This is a genomic window from Paraburkholderia sp. 22099 (assembly GCF_052045835.1).
Lineage (GTDB): Bacteria > Pseudomonadota > Gammaproteobacteria > Burkholderiales > Burkholderiaceae > Paraburkholderia > Paraburkholderia terricola.
Map to the genome: position 1 here is coordinate 1 of NZ_JBQEPU010000020.1, position 23043 is coordinate 23043.

Sequence of the window (23043 nt, forward strand, 5' to 3'; positions counted from 1 at the left end):
TGTCTGAGGCTCATGGTGTCTCTTGCGTTCCAGGGCATGGTCGGGACCGGGCGTTTTCGTACCCGGAAGTGTCAACCATGTCCTCGCACACCTGTCAGCTATGTCCCCGGTCTGTACACGGCCGGCAAAGAGAAGTAGGTGCCGCCCCGCACAGGGGCAACGCTAATAGACCACTAACAAATCAAGCAAAGGCCAACAAAAACAACACCAAAACCACCACCGCCGAGCAGGCCAAACCACCAAAAACCATCAAACCACAACAGCCTCCCCCCTCACCAACGACTCCCGCATAGCCACCCCAATCCGAGTAGCCTCAACCGCATCCTCCAATGTGGCGCCGCCCTGCCCCCGGCCCTTCCCCCCACCCCGCACCGCCGCGACAAACGCTCGCGCCTCATGCAAAAACGCCTCCTCGAACCGATCAAAAAAACTCGGCGTGCATTCATTGCGAACACCGGTCGCATCATAAATCTCGACACGGTTCGCACGCGGATTGCGCCCGATCGCCAGCGCACCGCCCGTGCCGATCACCTCGCTATGCGTGTCATTCCCATGCGCCTGCGTGCGCGACGCATAGAACATCGCGAGCTTCCCACCTTCGAATTCACAAATCGCCACGCCATTGTCGACATCGCCGAACTCACGCAGCCCCTCGTGCAGCGCAATCGCGCCCGCCGCGAACACCCGCTTCGCGCGCGGCTTGCCCAGCAACCAACGCGCGACGTCGATGTCGTGCACGGTGCAGTCCAGAAAAATGCCGCCGGAGGTTGCCGCAAACCGCACGAAGAAACCATCGGTATCGTTCTTGTCCGTGGTCTGCGAGCGCACGAGAAACGGCCTGCCGATCTTGCCGGCTTCGACCATGTCGAACGCGTTTCTATAGCTCGGATCGAAACGCCGCATGAAGCCGATCGTCGCCTGAAGATGCGGATAGCGCGCGGCCTCGGCCAGCACGCGCTCGCATTCGGCGAGGTCCAGCGACAACGGCTTCTCGCAGAACACATGCTTGCCGGCGTGCAACGCATCCACGATCTGCTGCGCGTGCAACGACGACGGCGTCACGAGCCACACCGCATCCACCTCGGGATCGGCGAGGAGGTCGGCGTAATCGTCATAAAGACGCGGTTCGGGCAGCGCCTCGCGCGCCCACGCCCGCTCTTCCTCCAGAGGGCTGCAAGCGGCGACGAGCACCGCGCCGGGCACGCGATACGCGAGATTCTCCGCATGACGCTTGCCCAACCGCCCAAGACCGACCATACCCAATCGAACCCGCCCCGCGGCCGCCTTCATCACGACGCCTCGCCGAGTTTCACCGCGCGGCCCTCGCGCCACGAACGCGTGGCGGCGTCGGCGAGTTCGAGCGCTTTCAAGCCATCGGCGACGGTCGTGCGCACCGGCTTGCCGTGCGTGACCGCGTCGAAGAAATGCGCGATTTCCAGCGCGTAAGCCGCGCGATAACGCTCGAGAAAAAACGCTTCCGGCACGTCGCTCGACACTTTGGTTCTCGAGTACGCGGTCACTTCCGTGGGCCGCACGTTGCCCGCCTGCAGCATGCCGGCACTGCCGAGCACTTCGAAGCGCTGGTCGTAACCGTACGCGGCGCGGCGCGCGGTATTGATCTGGCACAACCGCCCGCGCTTCGTGCGGATCGTCACCGCGGTCGAATCGATATCGCCCGCTTCCGCGATCGCCGGGTCGGACAGACAACTGCCGGTGGCGTGCAGCGTGTCCGCTTCGTCGTCGAGAATCCAGCGGAAGATGTCGAAGTCGTGAATCAGCATGTCCTTGAAGATGCCGCCGGAATGCTTGATGTACTCCACCGGCGGCGCGCCCGGATCGCGGCTCGTCACCACCAGCATTTCCGGCGTGCCGATCTCGCCGGCATCGATACGCGACTTCAGCGCGGAGAACGTCGGATCGAAGCGGCGCTGAAAGCCGATCATGCACACCACGCCCGCGCGCGCGACCGCTTCGGCGCAGGCGCGCGCACGCTCCAGCGTGAGATCGACCGGCTTCTCGCAGAACACGTGCTTGTTCTGCGCGGCCGATTGCATGATCAGGTCCGCATGCGTGTCCGTGCTCGAACAGATCACCGTCGCGCCGATCGACGCATCGCCCATCGCGCCGTCGATATCCGCGACCTGCGCGCCGTGTTCGGCCGCGAGCGCCGCGGCCGCCTCGCGATTCACGTCGACCACGTACTTGAGCCGCACGCCCGGTTGCCGCGCGAGATTGGCCGCATGAATCTTGCCGATGCGCCCCGCGCCGAATACCGCTACGTCGATCGTCCTTACCGCGTCAGTCATCGTATCCTCCCATGTCCTTGGATTCTTCCACGTTCAATTCGAGCTTGTACGCCAGCGCGATGAACAACGCCTGGCACAAGCAGATCGTGCTGGTCAGCGAGCGGAACGCGAACGCGCTGCCCTCTTTCACATACAGTTGCGTGGTGGCGTAGCGCGCGAGCGGCGACAGTTGGCTATCGGTGATGACCAGCGTCTTCGCCTGATGATGGTGCGCCACGCGCAGGCAATACTGCGTTTCCTTGCCATAGGGCGCGAAGCTGATCGCGATCACCACGTCGCCCTTCTTCACGCTGCGAATCTGTTCGCGGTACATGCCGCCGAATCCCGACACCAGATGCACGCGCTTGGGCGTGTGTTGCAACGCGTAGACGATGTAGCTCGCCACCGGAAACGAGCGCCGCACGCCGACCACGTAGATGTTGTCGGCCTGCTGCAGCATTTTCACGGCGGCGTCGAACTGCTTGTCGTCGAGTCCCGCTTCGAGTTCCTCCAGACCGCCGCGCGAAGCCGCGATGAATTCGCGCGCCACCGAACCGCCGGACAATGCGCCGGGCTTCTCGTCGATCAGCTTGCGAATCCTCTGCTGATAACTCGGCGACGACGTGCCCTGCCCCGTGTAAGCCTGACGGAACACCGCCTGCAAATCGGAGAAGCCGGAAAAGCCGAAGCGCTGCGCGAACCGCACCACGGCGGACGGATGCACGCCGCAACTCGCCGCGATGTCGCTAGTGCGATCCACCATCACGCTCGACCGATGCTGCTCGATATACGTGGCCACGTTTTTCAACTGACGCGGCAACGCTTCGTAGTTTTCCGCGATGCGCTGCATCAATTCATCGACGCTCGGCAATTCCTCGGTGCTCTCTTCCGCCATGGCTCTCTCTCGGGTGCTTTATTGCAGTGCGACAGACGCTTGCAACGCCCGCCCACACTGCCTCCTGACGCTGCCGATTATAGGCAGGGCGCCGAGCAAATGGAACGTATTTTCCATTTTTATTTATCATGAAATTTTCATTGCAACGCTTCGGAAGATGGCCTAATCTTGGTCGTGAGCAATGGTGCAAGGGCGACCCCATACCGGCCGCAAGCGGATGAAAAGCCGCCCGCCAGAGGCTCCCTTCAATAACGACAGACCGAGAAAAGGTGGAGACAATGAGACTTTGCAAGGGCAAGGCTACGCTCAGGATTCTGGTAACGGCATTGACGTTGGCGACGGGATTCGGCGCGGCTTCGGCCGCCCGCGCGGCTGACGCCCACTTCGTGCTGATCAGCCACGCGCCGGATTCGGATTCGTGGTGGAACACCATCAAGAACGCGATCAAGCAGGCCGACGAGGACTTCAACGTCGAGACCGACTATCGCAATCCGCCGAACGGCGACATCGCCGACATGGCGCGTCTGGTCGAACAGGCGGCCGCGCGCAATTACGACGGCGTGATCGTCACCATCGCCGACTACGACGTGCTGAAAAGCTCGATCAGCAAAGTGACCGCGAAGAAGATTCCGCTCGTCACGATCAACTCGGGCACCGAGGAACAAAGCGCGCAACTGGGCGCGATCATGCACGTGGGACAACCCGAATACGTCGCCGGCAAGGCGGCCGGCGAGAAAGCGAAAGCAGCCGGCGTGAAGTCGTTCCTGTGCGTCAATCACATCGCCACCAACACGGTTTCGTTCGACCGTTGCCGCGGTTTCGCCGAAGCGCTCGGCGTCGACTACAAGTCGTCCACGATCGACTCCGGCCAGGACCCGACCGAAATCCAGTCGAAGGTCAGCGCCTATCTGCGCAACCATCCGAACACCGGCGCGATCCTCACGCTCGGACCGACCCCCGCTTCGGCCACGCTGAAAGCGGTTCAGCAGATGGGCCTCGCGGGCAAGATCTATTTCGCCACGTTCGACTTCTCCGACGACATCGCCAAGGCGATCCAGGCCGGCACGATCCAGTTCGCGATCGACCAGCAGCCGTACTTGCAAGGCTATATCCCGGTGGCGGTGCTCGCGATCGTGAAGAAGGAGCACACCACCGATCCGGCGAAGATCCGCCAGATTCTCGAAGCCAATCCGAAGTTCAAGGCGCGCCTCGATACCTACGGTCTCGCGCCGTCGTATGGACCGAAGAACATCCGCTCGGGTCCGGGCTTCATCACCAGGGACAACCTCGACAAGGTCATCAAGTACGCAGGGCAGTATCGCTGATTCTTTCCTCTAGTTAGTCACGCGCGCGGCGGGCGGCCGCTTCGATACGGGCGGCACGCCCGCCTCCACCGCGCATTTCACCGGCTGCCGTTCTCACTCCGCCTTCGCGCGTGAACCGAGACACAGCCGGGCTCCAAGGAGACGTCATGGGTGTAGCCGGCAAACACTTTCCCCCGCCTGTCGAAACGAGCAACACCAATGCGGCGCCGTCGCATTCGGATTCCGATGAGCGCGTGCGCAAGGAATCATGGTTCGGTCATTTGCTGAACCGGCCGGAATTCGCCGCGATTTCCGGCGCGGTGCTGGTGTTCCTGGTTTTCGCGCTGACCGCCGGCAGTTCCGGCATGTTCAATCTCGACGGCGTGATGAACTGGTCGCAAGTGTCCGCCTATCTCGGGATACTGTCGGTCGGCGCATGTCTGTTGATGATCGCCGGCGAGTTCGATCTGTCGATCGGTTCGATGATCGGCTTCTCGGGGATGATGGTCGCGATTCCGTCCGTGTATTTTCACTGGCCGATCTCGCTCGCGATCCTGTTCGCATTCGCCGGCTCCATGCTGCTCGGCGCGCTGAACGGCTATCTGGTGATGCGCACGCGCCTGCCGTCGTTCATCGTCACGCTCGCGTTTCTGTTCATCCTGCGCGGCCTCACGCTGGCGCTATCGATCATGTTCGCGGACCGCACCATCGTTTCCGGCGTGGGCGATCTCGCGCAAAACGACTGGCTCGCCAATACGCTGTTTCATGGCGTGGCGTTCAACGGCTTCTTCACGATGCTCGCGCAACACGGCATCGGCACCATGCTCGATAACGGTCATGCGCTGGTGCCGGGCATTCCCAAAGTGATCTTGTGGTGGATCGCGCTCGCGGCTGTCTGCGCCTTCGTACTCGCCAAGACACGCGCGGGCAACTGGATTCTCGCCGTGGGCGGCGACGCGAACGCCGCGAAAAACGTCGGCGTGCCGGTGCGCCGCGTGAAAATCTCGCTGTTCGTGCTGACCGCGTTCTGCGCATGCCTGTTCGCGGTGCTGCAAGTATGCGACATCGGCTCGGCCGCAGCGGACCGCGGCTTGCAAAAGGAATTCGAGGCGATCATCGCCGCGGTGATCGGCGGCACCTTGCTGACGGGCGGTTACGGCTCGGTGGTCGGCGCCTGTTTCGGCGCGCTGATCTTCGGCGTCGTGCAAATCGGCATCACGTACACCAACGTCAGCTCCGACTGGTTCCGCGTGTTCCTCGGCGTGATGCTGCTGATCGCCGTGCTGTTCAATCACTACGTGCGCCGCCGCGTCGCGCAATCGTAACGAGGAGACGATCATGTCCGATACGACGAATACGGTAAGCACCGCAAGCGCGGCGCAGGACGACATCATTCTCGCGCTGGAGAACGTCAGCAAGTATTTCGGCAAGGTGATCGCGTTGAGCGGCGTGACCTTGCGTCTGAAACGCGGTGAAGTGCATTGCCTGCTCGGCGACAACGGCGCGGGCAAGTCGACGCTCATCAAGACGCTCGCCGGCGTGCATCAGCCCTCTTCCGGCCAGTATCTGGTGGACGGCAAGCCGGTGCTGTTCGAGTCGCCGAAAGACGCGCTCGATCTCGGCATCGCCACCGTCTACCAGGACCTGGCGCTGGTGCCGCTGCTCTCGGTCGCGCGCAACTTCTTCATGGGACGCGAGCCGCAAAAGAAACTGTTCGGCTTTCTGAGCGTGATGGACCTCGAAACCAGCGCAACCACCGCGCGCGACAAACTCGCGGAAATGGGCATCAACGTGCGCGACCCGCATCAGCCGATCGGCACCATGTCGGGCGGCGAGAAACAGTGCCTCGCGATTGCACGGGCGATTCACTTCGGCGCACGCGTGCTGATCCTCGACGAACCGACCGCCGCGCTCGGCGTGAAGCAGAGCTTCAACGTGCTGAAGCTGATTCACAAGGCGCGCGCCAAGGGCATCTCGGTGATCTTCATCACGCACAACGTGCACCACGCGTATCCGATCGGCGACTCGTTCACGCTGCTCAATCGCGGCAAATCGCTCGGCACGTTCACCAAGGACACCATCAGCAAGGACGAAGTGCTCGACATGATGGCCGGCGGCGCCGAGATGCAGAAGATGATCGGCGAACTCGAAGGCGCGGAGATCTGATTCATTCGCGCGGCGTTCCGGTGCTTGCCGCGCCGGTCGCCGCGTACAGCCACTCAGGAATATTCATGGATCATTCCAGCACATCCAGCGGCGCCGCAACCGGAGTCGGGACGGCGGCCAGCCGCTTCGCGCCGGACCGCGGCCGCGACGTCGTCTGCCTCGGCCGCCTCGCCGTCGATCTCTACGCGCAGCAAGTCGGCGCGCGGCTCGAAGACGTGTCGAGCTTCGCGAAGTACCTCGGCGGTTCGTCGGCGAATATCGCGTTCGGCTGCGCGCGCCTCGGCCTCGCCTCGGCGATGCTCGCGCGCGTCGGCAACGATCACATGGGCCGCTTTCTCACCGAAACCTTGACGAAGGAAGGCTGCGACGTCAGCCATGTGCGCGTCGATCAGGAACGCCTCACCGCGTTGGTGCTGCTCGGCCTGAAGGACCGCGACACCTTTCCGCTGATCTTCTATCGCGAGAACTGCGCGGATATGGCCGTGGATGAAGCGGATTTCGACGAAGCGTTCATTGCGTCGTCGAAAGCGCTGCTGATTACCGGCACGCACTTTTCCACCGAGCAGGTGAACCGCACGAGCCGCCGCGCACTCGATTACGCGCGACGCAACCAGGTGCGCACGGTTCTCGATATCGACTACCGTCCGGTGTTGTGGGGGCTTACCGGCAAGGCGGACGGCGAAACCCGCTTTGTCGCGAGCGAAGGCGTGACCGCGCATTTGCAGCGCATTCTGCCGCTGTTCGATCTGGTGATCGGCACGGAAGAGGAATTCCGCATCGCCGGCGGCAAAACGGACCTGGTCGACGCGCTCGCGATGGTGCGCGCCGTCACGCCCGCCACGCTGGTGTTGAAGCGCGGGCCGATGGGTTGCCAGATCATCGACGGCAAGGTGCCCGCCTCGCTCGACGACCTGCCGGTTCACGGCGGCGTGGAAGTCGAAGTATTGAATGTGCTCGGCGCGGGCGACGCGTTCGCCTCGGGCTTTCTCTCGGGATGGTTGCGCGATCAGTCGCTCGAAGCCTGCGCACGCGCCGCGAACGCGAGCGGCGCGCTGGTGGTTTCGCGCCACGGCTGCGCGCCGGCCATGCCGACGCCGGCCGAGCTCGACTACTTCCTGCGCGAAGCGAAAGCCGACCCGCAGCGCATGCGCCGCCCCGATCGCGACGCGACGCTGGCGCGCTTGCATCGCGTCTCGCCCGCGCGCAAGCAATGGAACGAAGTACTCGGCTTCGCGTTCGATCATCGCAACCAGTTCTTCGAACTCGCGCAGCAAACCGGCGCCGATGAAACGCGCATCGCGCGGTTAAAAGGGCTATTCGTCGAAGCGGTGGCGCAGACCGAAAGCGCGTTGGGTCTGCAAGGCCGCATCGCCGTATTGATCGACGACCGCTATGGTCAGGACGCGTTGAACGCCGCGACCGGCCGCGGCTGGTGGCTCGGGCGTCCGGTGGAATTGCCGGGCTCCGTGCCGCTGGTATTCGATCATGGCCGCTCGATCGGCACGACGCTCGTCGCGTGGCCGCGGGAGCATATCGCCAAGTGCCTCGTGCAGTTCCATCCCGACGAACCGATCGAACAGCGCCTCGAACAGGAAGCGCAATTGCGCGCGCTTTACGACGCGGCGCAAGCGAGCGGCCACGAACTGCTGCTCGAAGTGATTCCGCCGAAGCACGCCCATCTGCCACAAGGGCCGGACATCGTGTATCGCGCGTTGAAGCGCCTCTATAACATCGGCATCTATCCGGAATGGTGGAAGCTCGAACCGATGGACGCCGCGCAATGGCAAGCCGTCGACGCGCTGATCGCCGAGCGCGATCCGTATTGCCGGGGCGTGGTGCTGCTCGGTTTGGCGGCGGGCGTCGAACAGTTGAACGAGGGCTTTCGCGCGGCGGCGCAATCCGCGACGTGCCGCGGCTTCACCGTGGGCCGCACGATCTTTCACGAGCCGAGCCATGCGTGGCTCGCCGGCGATATCGGTGACGACGAACTGATCGCACGCGTGCGCCGCACATTCGAAACACTGATCGCATCGTGGCGCGCGGCTCGCGGCACATCAGCCGCGCAGTCCGCCACGGCGAGCCATCACCAGGAGCAGGCGGCATGAACCACCGCGTATTGCATCATGACGATGCGGCGTCCGCTCGAGGCACCGGCGAAGCAAGCTCGCGCCTCGCCGGCACCGTTCGGCTGACGACCGCCCAGGCGCTCGTGCGCTATCTCGCCGCGCAACGCGTCGCGACCGAGGACCGCAGCGGTAGCGAGCCGCTCTTCGGCGGCGTGTTCGCGATCTTCGGGCACGGCAACGTCGCGGGAATGGGCGAAGCCTTGTATCAGCACCGCGACGCATTGCCCACGCTGCGCGCGCATAACGAACAGGCGATGGCGCACAGCGCCATTGCGTATGCGAAGGCGCATTTCCGCCGCCGCATGATGGCGGTCACGACTTCCATCGGGCCGGGCGCGACCAATCTGATCACGGCGGCCGCGCTCGCGCACGTGAACCGTCTGCCGGTGCTGCTGTTGCCCGGCGACATCTTCGTCTCGCGCGCGCCCGATCCGGTCTTGCAGCAGGTCGAGGATTTCAACGATGGCGGCGTGTCCGCCAACGACGCCTTCAAACCCGTGTCGCGTTACTTCGATCGCATCGTGCATCCGGCGCAATTGCTCACCGCGCTGCCGCGCGCGCTTCGCGTGCTGACCGACGCCGCGCTGTGCGGTCCCGTCACGCTCGCGTTGCCGCAGGACGTGCAGGCGCAGGCATGGGATTTCCCCGCGGACTTTTTCGCGCCGCGTGTCGTGACTTTTCATTCGCCCGCGCCGCGCGACGACGAGATCGACGCCGCATTCGCGCATCTGCGGCGCGCCAGGCGTCCGTTGATCGTCGCGGGCGGCGGCGTGCTGTATGGGCGCGCCAGCGACGCGCTGCACCGCTTCGCCACCACGCACGGCATTCCGGTCGCGGAAACGCAGGCCGGCAAGAGTTCGCTTGCATGGAACGATCCGTTGAACGCCGGCGCATTGGGCGTGACGGGCTCGCCCGCCGCGAACGCGCTCGCGCTCGACGCCGACTGCGTGCTGGCGATCGGCTCACGCTTGCAGGATTTCACCACCGGCTCGAACACGCTGTTCACCCAGGCCGAGCTGATCGGCATCAACGCCAACGCCTTCGACGGCGTCAAGCATCGCACGTTGACGGTCGAAGCCGACGCGCGTCTCGCGCTGGAGGCGCTCGCGGAACGCTTGCAAGGCTGGCACGCGGACCGCGCGTGGACGGCACGCGCGCACAAACTCGCGGCGAGCTGGCGCGACACGGTGAGCACGCTCACGCATGCGCCGCAACGCGAGACCGTGCTGCCTTACGAGGGCGACGTGATCGGCGCGGTGCAGCGTTCGAGCGCGGCGTCGGATAAGGACGATATCGTCGTGTGCGCGGCCGGCACCTTGCCCGCCGAATTGCACAAGCTGTGGCGCGCCGGCAGGCCGGGCGCGTATCACGTCGAGTACGGCTATTCGTGCATGGGCTACGAGATTGCCGGCGGTCTCGGCGTGAAACTCGCGCGCCCCGAGCGTGAAGTGATCGTGATGGTCGGCGACGGCAGCTATCTGATGATGAACAGCGAGATCGCGACTTCGGTGATGCTCGGCGCGAAGCTGATCGTCGTGGTGCTCGACAATCGCGGCTACGGTTGCATCAATCGGTTGCAACAGGCCTGCGGCGGCGCGCCGTTCAACAACCTGCTCGACGACTGCCTGCAAGGCCCGCTCGGCGCGCCGCGAATCGACTTCGCCGCGCATGCCCGCGCGCTCGGCGCGCAGGCCGAGCACGCCGCGAATATCGCTGAACTCGAAGCCGCGCTGCAACGCGCGCGCGCCGCCGATCGCACCTACGTGATCAGCATCGACACGGACCCCGCCCGCACCACCGACGACGGCGGCTGGTGGTGGGAAGTGGCCGTGCCCGAGGTGTCGGCGCGCGATAGCGTGCGCGTGGCGCGTGCGAAATACGAAGCACAGCTCGCGGCACGCGCCGAACCGATGGCCGCCGCCGACCGCACCGACAAGGAATGAGGACGCCCGCATGACCACTTTCGACGTACGCATCGGCATCAATCCGCTCTCGTGGATGAACGACGATCTGCCTTCGCTGGGCGGCGAGACGCCGCTCGAATTGGCGTTGACGGAAGGCCGCCAGATCGGCTATCAAGGCTTCGAGCTCGGCAACAAGTTTCCGCGCGAACCGCAGGCATTGAAGACGCTGCTCGCGCAATACGACCTCGCCCTGGTATCCGGCTGGTATTCGGGCCGGCTTGCGCGGCGCAGCGTCGAGGAAGAAATCGCCTCGGTCGGCCCGCATCTCGAACTGCTCGCGCAAAACGGCGCGACCGCAATGGTGTACGGCGAAGTCGCCGATTCAATTCAGGGCGCGCCGCAGCCGCTGTATCAGCGCCCGCGTTTTTTCAGCGAAGCGCAATGGGCTGAATATGCCGCACGTGTCGATGAATTCGCGCGTTACACGCAAAGCCGCGGCGTGCGGCTGGCTTATCACCATCACATGGGCGCTTATGTCGAAACGCCCGCCGACGTCGATCAATTGATGTCGCGCACGAGCGATGCTGTCGGCCTGTTGTTCGACGCGGGGCACATCACGTTCGCCGGCGGCGATCCGCTCGCGGTGCTCGACAAACATATCGCGCGCGTATGCCACGTGCACTGCAAGGACGTGCGCCCCGCGGTGACCAGGCTCGCGCGCAATCGCAACTGGAGTTTTCTCGACGCGGTGATCAATGGCGCCTTCACGGTGCCGGGCGACGGCGCGGTGAATTTCCCGGCGATCATCGACCGGTTGAAGCGGCACGGCTATCGCGGCTGGCTCGTGGTGGAAGCGGAACAGGACCCGGTGGTGGCCCCCTCGTTCGAGTATGCGCAGAAGGGCTACAGAACATTGCGGACGTTGGTCGACGCGCCGCTCGGCGCCGCAAGCAAGACTGAGCAGGAGGCAGCATGAGTTTATTGGTGAAGGCGCAGCGCGAAGGCCAGACGATCGCGCGAGTGACGCCGGAATCGGCGTGCTGGCGGTATGTGGGATTCGCCGCCTACCGGATGGGCACGAGCGAGGTGGTGCATCTGTTCGAGCCGTCGCGTGAGATGTGCATTGTCGTGCTCACGGGTTCGGTGGATATCGAAACCGCGGAGCGCACGTGGAGCTCGCTGGGTTCGCGCGATAGCGTGTTCGAGGATGCCGCGCCATATGCGGTGTATTTGCCGCCCGGCGTGCGCGCGACGGTGCGTGCGCGTCGGGATGCGGAGATTGGCGTGGCTAGCGCGCCGGCGAAGGGCGAGTATGTCGCGAGGTTGATCGAACCTTCCTCGATGAAGCGCTCCACGCGGGGCAAGGGTCTGAATACGCGATACGTATGCGATATTCTTCCGCAGACGGAGCCTGCCGAGTCCTTGCTTGTCGTCGAGGTCAGGACGCCTGGCGGGCACGCGTCGAGCTATCCGCCGCATAAGCATGATACGGATAATGTGCCGCATGAGAGTTCGCTCGAGGAGACTTACTATCATCGGCTCGATCCGCCGCAGGGGTTCGCTTTTCAGCGCGTGTATACGGACATGCGGGATATCGATGAGTCGATGGCCGTTGAGAATCATGACGTGGTGATGGTTCCGCGTGGGTATCATCCGGTCGTTGTGCCTTATGGGTATGACTCTTATTACCTGAATGTCATGGCCGGGGCGCGGAGGGTTTGGCATTTTCGGAATGATCCGGCGCATGAGTGGATTGTTGGGAAGGAAGGTTGATGTTTTTGCCTGCTCGGCGGGTTGTTGTCTACGTGCCTGCGGTGTTGGCCTTTGCTTGATTTGTTAGTGGTCTATTAGCGTTGCCCCTGTGCGGGGCGGCACCTACTTTTCTTTGCCGGCCGCAAAGAAAAGTAGGCAAAAGAAAGCGGCTCACACCGCTAATTCTTAAGTGGGTCCCCTGGCTCGGAGGGGGTAGTGGTGCATCTGGAATCCGTGTTCTCGCACATTCCGCATTAGTGACAAAGCCGTCATTAGCTCCCACTCCGCACTGCGTGCGTCGCGGATGGGGCTGCCAGGGAAACCAACGGGGCGGGGCGTTTGTGCGCCTTGGGGGCCATCGGCTTCGCCTCGGCGATGCTCCGTCGTGAATCGATTGATTGGCGACGTGCCGCGACGGTGCGCGCCGCGTTTCCGCGTGTACGCGTCTGCACACACTGCGACGCTTTATCGCTTCAATATGCGGTCGTCGCATGTTATTTCCAACCTCATGGCTAACATCGAGACGCCTGCTTCGGCCAAAAACATTGGCAAAAACAGGACGCGTCCAATTGAGTCACGCCATGCTTATGGAATACCTTAGCAGGCTATCGAGTCATGCACCCGGTCTTCCAATGACCGATCGTGCTATGCGCCCTCGTCATCCCGTGTTAACTGAACCAGCTTTGGAGCACGACCCATGGCAATAAAAGTCATCGCTGCGGATAGCCATCCGCTCTTTACGCTGGGAATCGAGTCCGCGCTCAGCAAATGCGACGACGTCGACCTGGTCGGAATCGCACACAGTAGTAGCGAACTCTTCACTTTGGCCGCTGACACTCCCTGCGACGTGCTCGTTATCGATCACTGCTCGTGCAGGTGGGAAGGCTTCGGCTCATTGATGTCCGCGCTTCGTGCCGCTCACCCTCATTTGAAAATGGTCGTGCAGGTCTGCATGCACAATGCCGCGCTGCTGGCAACGATGTCGCGCTTAGGCATCGGCGCAGTGTTGCACAAATGCGATGCCGTCAACCACCTGGCGCACGCAATCCAGGCGGCACACGCCGGCGCCATCTACGTATCTCCCGCTCTTCAGTGTCTAAAGCCAATGGCGGGCAATCTCGACGTATCTTGCGTACTGACCGCACGGGAAACGGAAATTCTGCGGCTGTTCCTATCCGGCCTTTCGGTATGCGAGATCGCCCGTAAGCTGCACCGCGCCAAGCAGACAGTCAGTGCCCACAAATCGAAGGCGATGAGAAAGCTGGGCGTGGAGTCAGACGCAGAACTCTTTGGTCTCAGGTATCTGGATGCCCTGTTCGCGATTAATGGTTTCCAGGAAGCTACGCAGACGTGATTGATCTCGCGGCCATTCTTCCACGATTAAGCGACTATCAAAGGCCATGCGTATGAATGCGCAATTCACGGCGCGGCAGTCGATCCATGCGGTAATTGCCCCCTTGCTTGTTTCGGCGCTTAGCGGATGCTCCAACCCATTTGCGGATCACTACCGGCAGTTCGCCAATCACGGTACGTATCTGCCGGACTTCGAAAAGTCGCCGGACCTTGTCGCAACCGAAGCGTTAGAGAGCCGCCGTAATGAACTGAAAGCCCGCAACATGGTTCAGATCGGCCAATCTGTTTTCAGGGAATCGAAGTACGGATGGGCCCTCGAAGACGCGTTGGCACAGGGCCGCGTCACTGGCGCAAGGGTCGTGCTGTTCTCCGAGAGATCGGCTGGCGTACAGTCGAGCACGTTAGCCGTTAACGTCCCGCAAACAAGGCAAGAATACGAGCGCTGGTTGACACGCGGCCACCGCTCCGCGGCATACAACGGCCACGATTCGGGCGACGAGGCTTTCTGCAAACCGGGACAAGCACTGGAAGGCAGGTCACCGTTGGGGTATCCCATGAAGCAGCGCCCAGATGCGACGACATCCTGCATCGTGTCCACGGTCGATGTCGTGGATTATCTCGCTGAGTACTGGGGCGAGAAGCGAGCAGTTGATGCTCCTGCATCGAGCAACGCCGTAGAAAACTGACTCCTATTTTTAATTCCGCAGTACCCCCGCTGCTACGAGGCAGACCAGACTAAAGGGCGTTACGCATGCAACTAACTCGGCGAAGATTGGAAGTGCCCACCGGTACATCGAAGGCGGATACTTTTCAGTTTTCATCCCAACGTATTTCCGTCAATCCTCTGACACTGCTGCGCTCAATTTCGCTCATAACCGCGAGTGCGCAGCAGGCCTATCCCGGCTCATCGTCATTTGAACGCTTGAGGCGTCTACGGTTCTTTTGCAGATCACTGCTGTGGTGGCGGCCTACTGTCAGTTGGCTTGGCTTATGCACCCAACCTCCTCTGGCACACCTGGCGCGACACTGTCCGACCATGCTCGAACGAATGCACCGTCCTTTTCTGCATGGCAGTTTTACCGCGGAGCAGGCTTTTATCGTAAGCGCGCAACACCAGGCATTTACGCAGGCTTCGATTCCGGCGATCGTGAACAGTCTCGCTGCCGGCCATGGGCACAGGGTGGCCAAGTTCGAAGTCGAGTCCGAGAACTGGCATGTGCTCATTGAATCGCTTGACCGATTCCAGAAGGAGGGCGACTGGACGCTCAGCGTCCGTGATATTGGAGGATGGCGCCTGGTTTCATGCACATTCTCGCTCGCGCACATAGGTGGACGGATTTGTCGACCCCGGCTCTTGATCGGATGTGTGCAAGGCCCGGATCGCTCTGCCGGAGGGCAAGACCTTTTTCGTTCGCTGACGCGGAAATGGCACGGTTTACGGCCCAAGGACCTTATTGTTTATTTAGCTCAATCCCTGGCATTCGCGCTCGAAATCCGCAACGTCATGATCGTATGTCACGAGGCGCACATCTATTCGAGCTGGCGCTATCGATTCGGAAGAAACCGGATCGCCGCCGACTACGGGGCGCTCTCGAATCAGAGAGACAAGCGCAAAGTCTGGAAGGGTTGGTTCGTTCTCGGCAAGCCTCGATGCCCACATGAGGCGACGTTCAGGCAAACGACCAGTGCGCCGACTCGTCGGCAACGTCGAGAATCTCTGAAGGCGTCGCTGCATGTTCAGATCGGATCCGCCGTGGCAAGAGCCAGAGAAGCGAATTGCGCTCAAGTGAAAGGCCAGCCATGCAGGCACAGACGTTATCGGCGCCATTGATTACCTCCGCCATTGCCTATGACGTCGTCCGACATTGTCGGTTCGCAATGCGCCAATAGCGCGCTTAACCCTAAAGCTATGACCTACGCCATTCTAAGCACGCCCGATATAGCGGATTTAGTGACCGAAGTGGATTGCGACGCATCGAAATGGATCGAATACACGGACGGCGATTCGGTGTGTATAGCGAGGTTCCCCTCGCCAGTCAGCGAGACAATGCGCCAAGGGCTGCACGAGTATGCTCGCTGGAGTCTATGGGGAAACTTGTTCAGTTCCGGCGAGCAGCCGGTCACCGACGCTGACGTCGTCGACACAACATTGAATTGCCAGGCTGCGCCCACTGCGATCAGTTGGGGAGGATTTCTGGTGACCGCATACGACCAGCGCTCGCAGCATTTTCTGGTGTTCGCGGACCCGACCGGCAAGTTGCAGGCACAGTATCGCCAGGACGAACACGGGCATTTGCACGTAGGCCAAGTGCCAAGGCCATGCAGACGAAGGGAGCCCGTGCAAAAGGCTGGACGGGATCGATTTCCTGCTCGCAACACGTTTCGTGCACACGAACGCCACAGCAACCGTGCGCGCCGGGAGTTCACTGTTTTGCCACAGGGGGCTGTCCTCTTATTCCGAAGCGGAGAGCTAAGCCTGCTGAGTCACATCTACCCGCGGAGCCCGGCGAAGGTGTTAAGCATTATCCAGAGGGCGAAGCTTCGCGTCGGCAATGCCTCTTGATGGAGTACTAGCGCTCCCCTCGAGCCAGCACCGAAGATCGCCAAAAGTACCGCGACGGCGCGCGCAGCGCCGCCGGAAGAATGACTGCTGTGTCACGAACGCGGAGTGCGCGAGAACACGGATTCCAGATGCACCACTACCGTTACTGCGCGAGGGCTCCACTTAAGAATTAGCGGTGTGAGCCGCTTTCTTTTGCCTACTTTTCTTTGCGGCCGGCAAAGAAAAGTAGGTGCCGCCCCGCACAGGGGCAACGCTAATAGACCACTAACAAATCAAGGAAAGGCCAACGCCAACGCCATGTAGTGACAACAAACCCCAAACACCACACCGCAATAAACCAGCCAGGCACCACCCCACCCTCACCCCACGCCAAGCCATTCCCTCGCCACATCGGTCCGCCGCAAAAATACCGCGAGCTCGCCGTCGAACACGATCTCGCCGTGCCCCATCACCGCGACCCGGCTGGCGATGTCCTGTGCGATCACGAGCCGCTGTTCGATCAGCAGCATCGCGACACCGCGATCCCGCAGCATGCGCAGACACTGCGCGACCTGCGCGATCACCTGGCTTGCGAGACCCTCGCCAGGCTCGTCGATCACCAGCAAATCGGGGTCGCCGAGCAGCGCGCGGGCAAGCGTCAGCATTTGCTGCTCGCCGCCCGACAGCGCGCCGGCACGCGTGCGCTTCCGCTCGCGCAAGACGGGAAACAGCGCGTAAGCATCGTCGAAGCTAAAGCGCGGCATGCGGGCGCGCGCATGCGGCACGACACCGAGTTGCAGATTTTCGTGGACGCTCAGCGTCGGGAAAACGTCGCGCTGTTCGGGCACGTAGCCAAGCCCGAGACGCGCGATCTCGAAGGTGCGCAGCCCGCCGAGCGCGTGACCGGCGAAATGCAAGCCGCCCTCGCTGCGCACGAGGCCCATGATCGCGCGGGCGAGCGTCGAGCGGCCCGAGCCGTTGCGCCCGACGAGCGCCAGCACCTCGCCCGCCTCGATCCGCAACGTGACGCCGTGCAGCGCCTGGCTCGCGCCGTACCAGGCGTTGAGTCGACGAATGTCGAGCAAGGCCGTCATGCGCGGAATCCGTCGCCGAGATAGGCGGCGCGCACCGCCGCATCCGCGCGAATCGCCGCCGGTGTGCCGGTCGCGATGATGCGCCCTTGTACCAGCACCGAAATGCGATCGGCGAGTGCGAACACCGCGTCCATGTCGTGCTCGACCATCAGCAGCGTGCGGCCCGCCGTGGTCGCGCGAATCAGCTCGATCGCGCGCGCCGCTTCGGCGCGATTCATGCCGGCCGTCGGCTCATCGAGCAGCAACGTGTGCGCGCCGCCCGCGAGCGCGAGACCGAGGTCGAGCGCGCGCTGCTCGGCATAGCTGAGCGTGCCGGCCTGAAGGTGGCGGCGCGCGCTCAAGCCCACTGCGTCGAGTACCTGGTCGGCGCGCGCGTTCACCGTGGCCGAGCCGGTGAAACGCTGCCACCAGCGCGTGCGGTCGCGCTCGGCGAGCATCGCCGCGCAGCGCAGGTTGTCGAACACCGTCAGCCGGGCAAACACGCTGGTGGTCTGGAAGCTGCGCGCGAGGCCGCGGCGCGTGATCGCGGCCGGTGCGAGTCGCGTGATCTCCGCGCCGAACAGGTCGATGCGCCCCGCGTTCGGCCGCGCGCCGCCGGCGATCAGATTGAAGAGCGTCGACTTGCCCGCGCCGTTCGGGCCGATCAACGCATGGCGCTCGCCCGGCTCGATCGCGAGATCGACGCCGCGCAGAATCCGCGTGGAGCCGAAGCGTTTTTCGATGCCGTACAGCGCGAGCGCCGGGATCATTGCGTGTCTCCGGCGATTCGCGTGGAGCGCGAGTTCATCGCAAGGCGCGCTTGCGCGCGAACGGCGCGCCGCGCCGACAGTGCGCCCAACGCGGCCAGCATGAATACGACGCCGCTGAACCATAGCGCCGACGACGCCATCCACAGCGGCAGGCCGTCGACGCCGAAAGACGCGCTGTCATCGATGCCGAATTGCACCGCGTATGCCCATTGCACCGCGAGCACGACAGCCAGCGTCCACAGCAACGCGGCAGCCGCGCCCCATAGATACATGGCGCGGCACATTCGCCAACCGCATGCCGCGACGCGTGCGATATGCCGTTGCATGAAGCCCGCGATGCCATCGGGTGATATCACCACGACCACGACAAAGAACAGCCCGAGATAGAACAGCCACGCCCGCGTGACGCTCGCCACCGCGACGCTGAAAAACGTCAGCACGACCGCGCCCGCGACCGGTCCGAAGAACGCCGCCGTGCCGCCGATCACCGTCGCGATCAGCACCGCGCCCGAACGCATCATGCCGACGCTTTCGCTCGACACCAGTTCGACGTTGATCAGCCCCAGGGTGCCCGCGACGCCCGCAAAAAACGCCGACAACACCACGACGCCATGGCGAACGCGACGCGGATAGCAGCCGATCGCCGCGGCGCGCGCCGGGTTGTCGCGCACGGCGTTGGCAAGGCGCAGGAACGGCGTGCGCGACAGCGCGAACAGCGCCGCGCTCGCCAGCAGGCACCACAGCGCGATCAGCGCATACGCCTCGCGGGCCGGCCCGAAGCTCCAGCTTCCGAGCGCGTGGCCGCTCGCGCGATCGATCGCCACGCCCGCCTCGCCGCCGAACCAGTCGGGCAGCGTCCATGCGGCCGCCGACACGAGTTCGCCGATGCCGAGCGTGATCATCGCGAAGGCCGTCCCGGCACGCCGCGTCGAGATGAAGCCGAACACGATGCCGCACAGCGCGCCGCCGAGTCCGCCGATCAACGGCAGCAGGACGAGCGGCACGCCGACGCGATTGAACACGTGCGCGGCGACGAGCGCGCCGAGTCCCGAGTAGGCGGCATGGCCGAAGGACAACAAGCCCGTTTCGCCGAGCAGCAGGTTGTACGAGAGCGCGAACACGATCATCGTCGCGGTCTGCGCGAGATAGGCGAGCAGCCAGCTTTGCGGCCAGATGAACGGCGGCACGGCGAAAAACAGCACGAGCGCGAGCCACGGCGCGATCAGCCGCCACATGCGGCGCGACGCCGAGGCGGAGGTGGCGGTCAACGCGGACGGTCCGAAGGGCTCACGCATGCTCGTCGCGCCGCCCGAAGAGTCCGCGCGGACGCAGCGCCAGCATCGCGACGAGCAGCAGATAGGGAATCAGCGGCGCGAGTTGCGCGAGCGTCAAGGCGTCCCATTCGGCGGGCAGCGAGGCGCCGAACGCCGCCAGCACGCCGCCCAGCGACACGTCGCTCGCCACCGCGAAGGTCTGCACGCAGCCGACCAGCAGCGACGCCGCCAGCGCGCCGCTCAACGAGCCCAGGCCGCCGATCACGACCACCACGAACACGATGGAGCCGAGCGATTCCGCCATCGCCGGTTCGATCACGAAGAGCGGCGCGCCGATCACGCCGGCCAACGCCGCGAGCGCCGTGCCGGCCGCGAACACGCCGGTGAATACGCGCGGCACGTCGTGGCCGAGCGCTTCGACGGCGCTCGCGTGCGTGAGCGCGGCGCGCACGATGAGGCCCGTCTTCGAGACGCGCAGCACCGCGTACAGCAGCGCGAGCATCACCAGCGACACCGCCATCATGAACGCCCGATAGCGCGCGAACGCCGCGCCGTAGAGCGTGAACAAAGGGCCGTCGAGCGCGGGCGGCACCGTCGCGCTCAATGGACTCACGCCCCAGCCGAGCTTGACCAGTTCGCCCAACAGATACGCCGCGCCGAACGTCAGCAGCAACTCGGGGAGGTGGCCGTGCACGCGCACGCGACGCAACAGCCAACGCTCGAGCGCCGCGCCGATGGCGCCGACGATCAGCGGCGCGATCACGAGCGCGCTCCAGAAACCCGCATGCGCCGCCACCGAGAAACCGACGTAAGCGCCGAGCATGTAGAAGCTCGCATGCGCGAAATTCAGCACGCCGAGCATGCTGAAAATCAGCGTCAAGCCGGCCGACAGCATGAACAGCAGCAAGCCGTAGCTGACACCGTTGAGCAGATTGATGACGAACGACTGCACGCGCCTAGCCCGCCTGCCCGGCTACGTTTAGCGGTTCGAGCGCCGCGCGCAGATCGGCGGGCAAGCTCACGGGACGACGCGTGACGCGATCGACATACACGTGCACGAAGTGACCCTGCGCGGCGGGCTCGTCGTCGCCTTCCTTGAAGAGCCCCACTTCATAGCGCACGCTCGACGTGCCGAGCCGCGCGACCCGCAAGCCGGCCTCGACGCGATCCGGAAACACCAGCGGCGCGAAGTAATTGCAGTGCGTCTCGACCACCAGACCGATCGTCGCGCCATGCTCGAAGTCGAGCACGCCGGTGCGGATCAGATAGTCGTTCACCACCGTGTCGAAGTAGCTGTAATAGACGACGTTGTTGACGTGCCCGTAGACGTCGTTGTCCATTCAGCGCGTGGTGATCGGCAGGAAATGCGGGTACGCGGCGCGCGCGGCGGGGGCGGGTTTGTTCATGGTGGCGTGGCGTCGGGGGTGGGGTTGCGTTTTGGCTGCGTTTTGGCTGCGTTTGGGTTGCGTTGCGGCCGCGTTTGGGCTGCGTGTGCGTGCGCCGGGCGGGGGCGTTATTGCCCCGGCTTCTCGACGAACTCGAAGGGCAAGCCGCGCCGCCGCATCCATTCGCCGAGCGCCTGGCCGGTGCCCGCTCGCCACGGCCGCAACTTCGCCGGCTCCACCAGCCGGTATTCGAGCAATTCCGGCGACAGCGCGATCGTTCCATACGCCTTCACGTGATACGCGATGATCAGTTCGTTCTTGCGGATGAATTCATACACGCCGATCAGTTCGACGGTCTCCGTGTGCAGCGAGGTTTCCTCGAGCACTTCGCGCGCAATGCCTTGTTCCGGCGTCTCGCCGTTCTCCAGAAAGCCGGTGATCAGCGCGAACATGCCCTCCGGCCACGCCGCGTTGCGCGCCAGCAGAATCTTGCCCTCGTACTCGACGATCGCCGCGACCACCGGCAGCGGGTTATTCCAGTGGACGTAGCCGCATGCCGTATCGGGACAGGTTTGACGGATGCGACCGCCTTCATGCTCGGCATCGGCGCGTTCGATCAACGGCGTGGAACAGCGCGGACAAAATCGGTATTCGGTCATGGCGAGTGGGCGGGTTTCGTGGCGTAGTTCGTGGTGTTGGGCCGGCTAGGTTTTGCGTGTCGTGTCGTGTCGTGTCGTGCGTGTCGTGCGTGTCGTGCGTGTCGTGCGTGTCGTGCGTGTCGTGCGTGTCGTGCGTGTCGTGCGTGTCGTGCAGGTCGTGCGTGTCGTGCGTGTCGTGCAGGTCGTGCAGGTCGTGCAGGTCGTGCAGGTCGTGCAGGTCGTGCAGGTCGTGCAGGTCGTGCAGGTCGTGCAGGTCGTGCAGGTCGTGCAGGTCGTGCAGGTCGTGCGATGCGGGTGTTCAGCAGGTGGTTCCGTGGCTGGTTTTACGCCTGACTTCAACGTGCGGCTATCGCACTTCGCTCGGTATGCGGCTTCAGCACCGCGGTCGACGCGCGATCTCAACGCGAGCGCGGCACCGATGCGGCGTCCAACTCCAATACGAACTCACGCCGCGCACAAGTCCCGCAGTTCGGCGGCGAAACGCTCGACGGTTTCCGGCTGCGTGTCCCACGCGCACATCAGCCGGCAACCGCCCGCGCCGATGAACTCGTAGAACTTCCAGCCGCGCGTGCGCATCGCGCTCGCGGCTTGCGGGGGCAACTGCGCGAAGACCGCGTTCGATTCCGCGGAGAACATGATGCTCACGCCGGGGATTTCCCGCAACCGCGTCTGCAGCAATTGCGCCATTGCGTTCGCATGACGCGCGTTGCGCAGCCATACGTCGTTATCGAGCAGACCGAGCCAGGGCGCGGAGATGAAGCGCATCTTCGAGGCCAGTTGGCCGGCCTGCTTCAGCCGGTAGGCGAAATCGTCGGCGAGCGTCCGGTCGAAAAACACCACCGCTTCACCGACCGGCAAGCCGTTCTTGGTGCCGCCGAAGCACAATACGTCGACGCCCGCGCGCCACGTGATCTCCGACGGATGCACGTCGAGCGCGGCGACCGCGTTCGCAAAACGCGCGCCGTCCATATGCACTTTCAGATGACGCCGTTTGGCGGTCGCCGTGATCGCCCGCACTTCGTCGACGCTGTAGACGGTGCCGACTTCCGTCGATTGGGTCAGCGTGACGACCTTCGGCTTGGGGTAATGGATGTCGGCGCGGCGCGTGACGACCGCTTCGATCGCCTCCGGCGTGAGCTTGCCGCCGACGCCCGGCGCGGTCAGCAGCTTCGAGCCGCCCGAGAAGAATTCCGGGCCGCCGCATTCGTCGGTTTCGATGTGCGCGAGTTCGTGGCAGATCACCGAGTGGTACGACTGACACAGCGACGCGAGCGCCAGCGAATTGGCCGCCGTGCCGTTGAACACGAAGAACACTTCGCAGTCGGTCTGGAACAGTTCGCGCAGACGGTCGCAGACCTGGTTGGTCCAGGAGTCGTCGCCGTAGGCCGGTTCGTGGCCGCTGTGGTTGGCGGCGATCAGCGCCTCGAGCGCTTCGGGACAGATGCCGGCGTAATTGTCGGACGCGAAATGTTGCATGGATGGCGGCGCGTCCGGCGACGGGCGCGCTGAGATGGCGGAAAAGCGGTCATTTTAGAGCGCTGCGGGGTGATTTGTT

The 23043-nt window shown here is 63.7% G+C and carries 21 protein-coding genes and 1 pseudogene; 12 read left to right on the forward strand and 10 right to left on the reverse strand.

Annotated features, from left to right (window positions below):
* Positions 1-249: 249 nt before the first annotated feature.
* From ACTJLC_RS19430 to ACTJLC_RS19440, 3 genes are read right to left on the reverse strand one after another with little or no spacing between them, the layout of a single operon-like run.
* Positions 250-1290, reverse strand: coding sequence for a Gfo/Idh/MocA family oxidoreductase (locus ACTJLC_RS19430; RefSeq protein ID WP_073432691.1), 1041 nt, complete (start codon positions 1288-1290; stop codon positions 250-252).
* Positions 1290-2306 carry an inositol 2-dehydrogenase gene (iolG, locus tag ACTJLC_RS19435; RefSeq protein ID WP_073432689.1) on the reverse strand — a complete coding sequence of 339 codons (1017 nt, stop codon included), beginning with the start codon at positions 2304-2306 and terminating at the stop codon, positions 1290-1292. Before iolG ends, ACTJLC_RS19430 begins: the two co-directional genes overlap by 1 nt.
* Positions 2299-3180 (reverse strand): MurR/RpiR family transcriptional regulator, encoded by an 882-nt coding sequence (locus ACTJLC_RS19440; protein ID WP_073432687.1) that lies wholly within the window; start codon positions 3178-3180, stop codon positions 2299-2301. Before ACTJLC_RS19440 ends, iolG begins: the two co-directional genes overlap by 8 nt.
* 278 nt (positions 3181-3458) lie before the next feature.
* On the opposite strand from ACTJLC_RS19440, the gene ACTJLC_RS19445 reads away from it, so the two are divergent.
* From ACTJLC_RS19445 to ACTJLC_RS19495, 11 genes are all read left to right on the forward strand, one after another.
* Entirely contained in the window at positions 3459-4505 is a 1047-nt protein-coding gene (locus ACTJLC_RS19445) for a sugar ABC transporter substrate-binding protein (protein ID WP_073432685.1), read from the forward strand.
* Positions 4506-4651: 146 nt separating this feature from the next.
* On the forward strand, positions 4652-5809 hold the full coding sequence (locus tag ACTJLC_RS19450; RefSeq protein WP_073432683.1) for an ABC transporter permease: 1158 nt from the start codon (positions 4652-4654) through the stop codon (positions 5807-5809).
* 13 nt (positions 5810-5822) lie between these two features.
* On the forward strand, positions 5823-6650 hold the full coding sequence (locus ACTJLC_RS19455; protein WP_073432681.1) for an ATP-binding cassette domain-containing protein: 828 nt from the start codon (positions 5823-5825) through the stop codon (positions 6648-6650).
* A gap of 65 nt (positions 6651-6715) precedes the next feature.
* The gene (locus tag ACTJLC_RS19460) at positions 6716-8755 is read left to right on the forward strand and encodes a bifunctional 5-dehydro-2-deoxygluconokinase/5-dehydro-2-deoxyphosphogluconate aldolase (RefSeq protein ID WP_073432679.1); all 2040 of its coding nucleotides are present in this window, start codon (positions 6716-6718) and stop codon (positions 8753-8755) included.
* Complete coding sequence (gene iolD, locus ACTJLC_RS19465; RefSeq protein WP_073432677.1) at positions 8752-10719, forward strand: 3D-(3,5/4)-trihydroxycyclohexane-1,2-dione acylhydrolase (decyclizing); 1968 nt, start codon at positions 8752-8754, stop codon at positions 10717-10719. Before ACTJLC_RS19460 ends, iolD begins: the two co-directional genes overlap by 4 nt.
* Before the next feature lie 10 nt (positions 10720-10729).
* Positions 10730-11656, forward strand: coding sequence for a myo-inosose-2 dehydratase (gene iolE / locus ACTJLC_RS19470; protein ID WP_083086641.1), 927 nt, complete (start codon positions 10730-10732; stop codon positions 11654-11656).
* Positions 11653-12453 (forward strand): 5-deoxy-glucuronate isomerase, encoded by an 801-nt coding sequence (gene iolB, locus ACTJLC_RS19475; protein WP_073432666.1) that lies wholly within the window; start codon positions 11653-11655, stop codon positions 12451-12453. Before iolE ends, iolB begins: the two co-directional genes overlap by 4 nt.
* Before the next feature lie 676 nt (positions 12454-13129).
* Positions 13130-13786, forward strand: coding sequence for a response regulator transcription factor (locus ACTJLC_RS19480; protein ID WP_073432665.1), 657 nt, complete (start codon positions 13130-13132; stop codon positions 13784-13786).
* A 52-nt stretch (positions 13787-13838) separates the two neighbouring features.
* Entirely contained in the window at positions 13839-14471 is a 633-nt protein-coding gene (locus ACTJLC_RS19485) for a hypothetical protein (RefSeq protein ID WP_073432663.1), read from the forward strand.
* A gap of 65 nt (positions 14472-14536) precedes the next feature.
* A complete protein-coding gene (locus ACTJLC_RS19490; protein ID WP_083086638.1) occupies positions 14537-15616 on the forward strand; it encodes a DUF535 family protein in 1080 nt (359 codons plus the stop codon).
* Positions 15617-15694: 78 nt separating this feature from the next.
* The gene (locus ACTJLC_RS19495) at positions 15695-16348 is read left to right on the forward strand and encodes a hypothetical protein (protein WP_073432659.1); all 654 of its coding nucleotides are present in this window, start codon (positions 15695-15697) and stop codon (positions 16346-16348) included.
* A gap of 359 nt (positions 16349-16707) precedes the next feature.
* Here the strand turns inward: ACTJLC_RS19495 and ACTJLC_RS19500 are convergent, their stop codons facing one another.
* From ACTJLC_RS19500 to ACTJLC_RS19525, 6 genes and pseudogenes are all read right to left on the reverse strand, one after another.
* Positions 16708-17421 (reverse strand): ABC transporter ATP-binding protein, encoded by a 714-nt coding sequence (locus ACTJLC_RS19500; RefSeq protein WP_073432657.1) that lies wholly within the window; start codon positions 17419-17421, stop codon positions 16708-16710.
* Complete coding sequence (locus tag ACTJLC_RS19505) at positions 17418-18170, reverse strand: ABC transporter ATP-binding protein (RefSeq protein WP_073432655.1); 753 nt, start codon at positions 18168-18170, stop codon at positions 17418-17420. Before ACTJLC_RS19505 ends, ACTJLC_RS19500 begins: the two co-directional genes overlap by 4 nt.
* Complete coding sequence (locus ACTJLC_RS19510) at positions 18167-19465, reverse strand: branched-chain amino acid ABC transporter permease (protein WP_440844906.1); 1299 nt, start codon at positions 19463-19465, stop codon at positions 18167-18169. Before ACTJLC_RS19510 ends, ACTJLC_RS19505 begins: the two co-directional genes overlap by 4 nt.
* A complete protein-coding gene (locus ACTJLC_RS19515) occupies positions 19458-20396 on the reverse strand; it encodes a branched-chain amino acid ABC transporter permease (RefSeq protein WP_073432651.1) in 939 nt (312 codons plus the stop codon). Before ACTJLC_RS19515 ends, ACTJLC_RS19510 begins: the two co-directional genes overlap by 8 nt.
* A gap of 4 nt (positions 20397-20400) precedes the next feature.
* Positions 20401-20850 (reverse strand): annotated as a pseudogene (locus ACTJLC_RS19520) (acyl-CoA thioesterase).
* Positions 20851-20957: 107 nt separating this feature from the next.
* Positions 20958-21488 carry an NUDIX hydrolase gene (locus tag ACTJLC_RS19525; RefSeq protein ID WP_073432649.1) on the reverse strand — a complete coding sequence of 177 codons (531 nt, stop codon included), beginning with the start codon at positions 21486-21488 and terminating at the stop codon, positions 20958-20960.
* Between the two features lie 61 nt (positions 21489-21549).
* Between ACTJLC_RS19525 and ACTJLC_RS19530 the strand changes: the two genes are divergently transcribed.
* Positions 21550-22041, forward strand: a complete 492-nt coding sequence (locus tag ACTJLC_RS19530; RefSeq protein ID WP_440844907.1) for a hypothetical protein — start codon at positions 21550-21552, stop codon at positions 22039-22041.
* On the opposite strand, the gene ACTJLC_RS19535 is transcribed toward ACTJLC_RS19530, so the two are convergent.
* Positions 21933-22964 carry a threonine aldolase family protein gene (locus ACTJLC_RS19535; protein WP_073431221.1) on the reverse strand — a complete coding sequence of 344 codons (1032 nt, stop codon included), beginning with the start codon at positions 22962-22964 and terminating at the stop codon, positions 21933-21935. The two genes, ACTJLC_RS19530 and ACTJLC_RS19535, sit on opposite strands and share 109 nt — an antisense overlap.
* Positions 22965-23043 lie beyond the last annotated feature (79 nt).

Coding starts and splice junctions, on each gene's coding strand:
- iolB (WP_073432666.1), top strand. CDS start 11,653: ATGAGTTTATTGGTGAAGGCGCAGCGCGAAGGCCAGACGATCGCGCGA.
- ACTJLC_RS19525 (WP_073432649.1), bottom strand. CDS start 21,488: ATGACCGAATACCGATTTTGTCCGCGCTGTTCCACGCCGTTGATCGAA.
- iolD (WP_073432677.1), top strand. CDS start 8,752: ATGAACCACCGCGTATTGCATCATGACGATGCGGCGTCCGCTCGAGGC.
- iolG (WP_073432689.1), bottom strand. CDS start 2,306: ATGACTGACGCGGTAAGGACGATCGACGTAGCGGTATTCGGCGCGGGG.
- ACTJLC_RS19500 (WP_073432657.1), bottom strand. CDS start 17,421: ATGACGGCCTTGCTCGACATTCGTCGACTCAACGCCTGGTACGGCGCG.
- ACTJLC_RS19450 (WP_073432683.1), top strand. CDS start 4,652: ATGGGTGTAGCCGGCAAACACTTTCCCCCGCCTGTCGAAACGAGCAAC.
- ACTJLC_RS19430 (WP_073432691.1), bottom strand. CDS start 1,290: ATGAAGGCGGCCGCGGGGCGGGTTCGATTGGGTATGGTCGGTCTTGGG.
- ACTJLC_RS19480 (WP_073432665.1), top strand. CDS start 13,130: ATGGCAATAAAAGTCATCGCTGCGGATAGCCATCCGCTCTTTACGCTG.
- ACTJLC_RS19535 (WP_073431221.1), bottom strand. CDS start 22,964: ATGCAACATTTCGCGTCCGACAATTACGCCGGCATCTGTCCCGAAGCG.
- ACTJLC_RS19445 (WP_073432685.1), top strand. CDS start 3,459: ATGAGACTTTGCAAGGGCAAGGCTACGCTCAGGATTCTGGTAACGGCA.
- ACTJLC_RS19505 (WP_073432655.1), bottom strand. CDS start 18,170: ATGATCCCGGCGCTCGCGCTGTACGGCATCGAAAAACGCTTCGGCTCC.
- ACTJLC_RS19495 (WP_073432659.1), top strand. CDS start 15,695: ATGACCTACGCCATTCTAAGCACGCCCGATATAGCGGATTTAGTGACC.
- ACTJLC_RS19455 (WP_073432681.1), top strand. CDS start 5,823: ATGTCCGATACGACGAATACGGTAAGCACCGCAAGCGCGGCGCAGGAC.
- ACTJLC_RS19460 (WP_073432679.1), top strand. CDS start 6,716: ATGGATCATTCCAGCACATCCAGCGGCGCCGCAACCGGAGTCGGGACG.
- ACTJLC_RS19510 (WP_440844906.1), bottom strand. CDS start 19,465: ATGCGTGAGCCCTTCGGACCGTCCGCGTTGACCGCCACCTCCGCCTCG.
- ACTJLC_RS19485 (WP_073432663.1), top strand. CDS start 13,839: ATGAATGCGCAATTCACGGCGCGGCAGTCGATCCATGCGGTAATTGCC.
- ACTJLC_RS19490 (WP_083086638.1), top strand. CDS start 14,537: ATGCAACTAACTCGGCGAAGATTGGAAGTGCCCACCGGTACATCGAAG.
- ACTJLC_RS19440 (WP_073432687.1), bottom strand. CDS start 3,180: ATGGCGGAAGAGAGCACCGAGGAATTGCCGAGCGTCGATGAATTGATG.
- iolE (WP_083086641.1), top strand. CDS start 10,730: ATGACCACTTTCGACGTACGCATCGGCATCAATCCGCTCTCGTGGATG.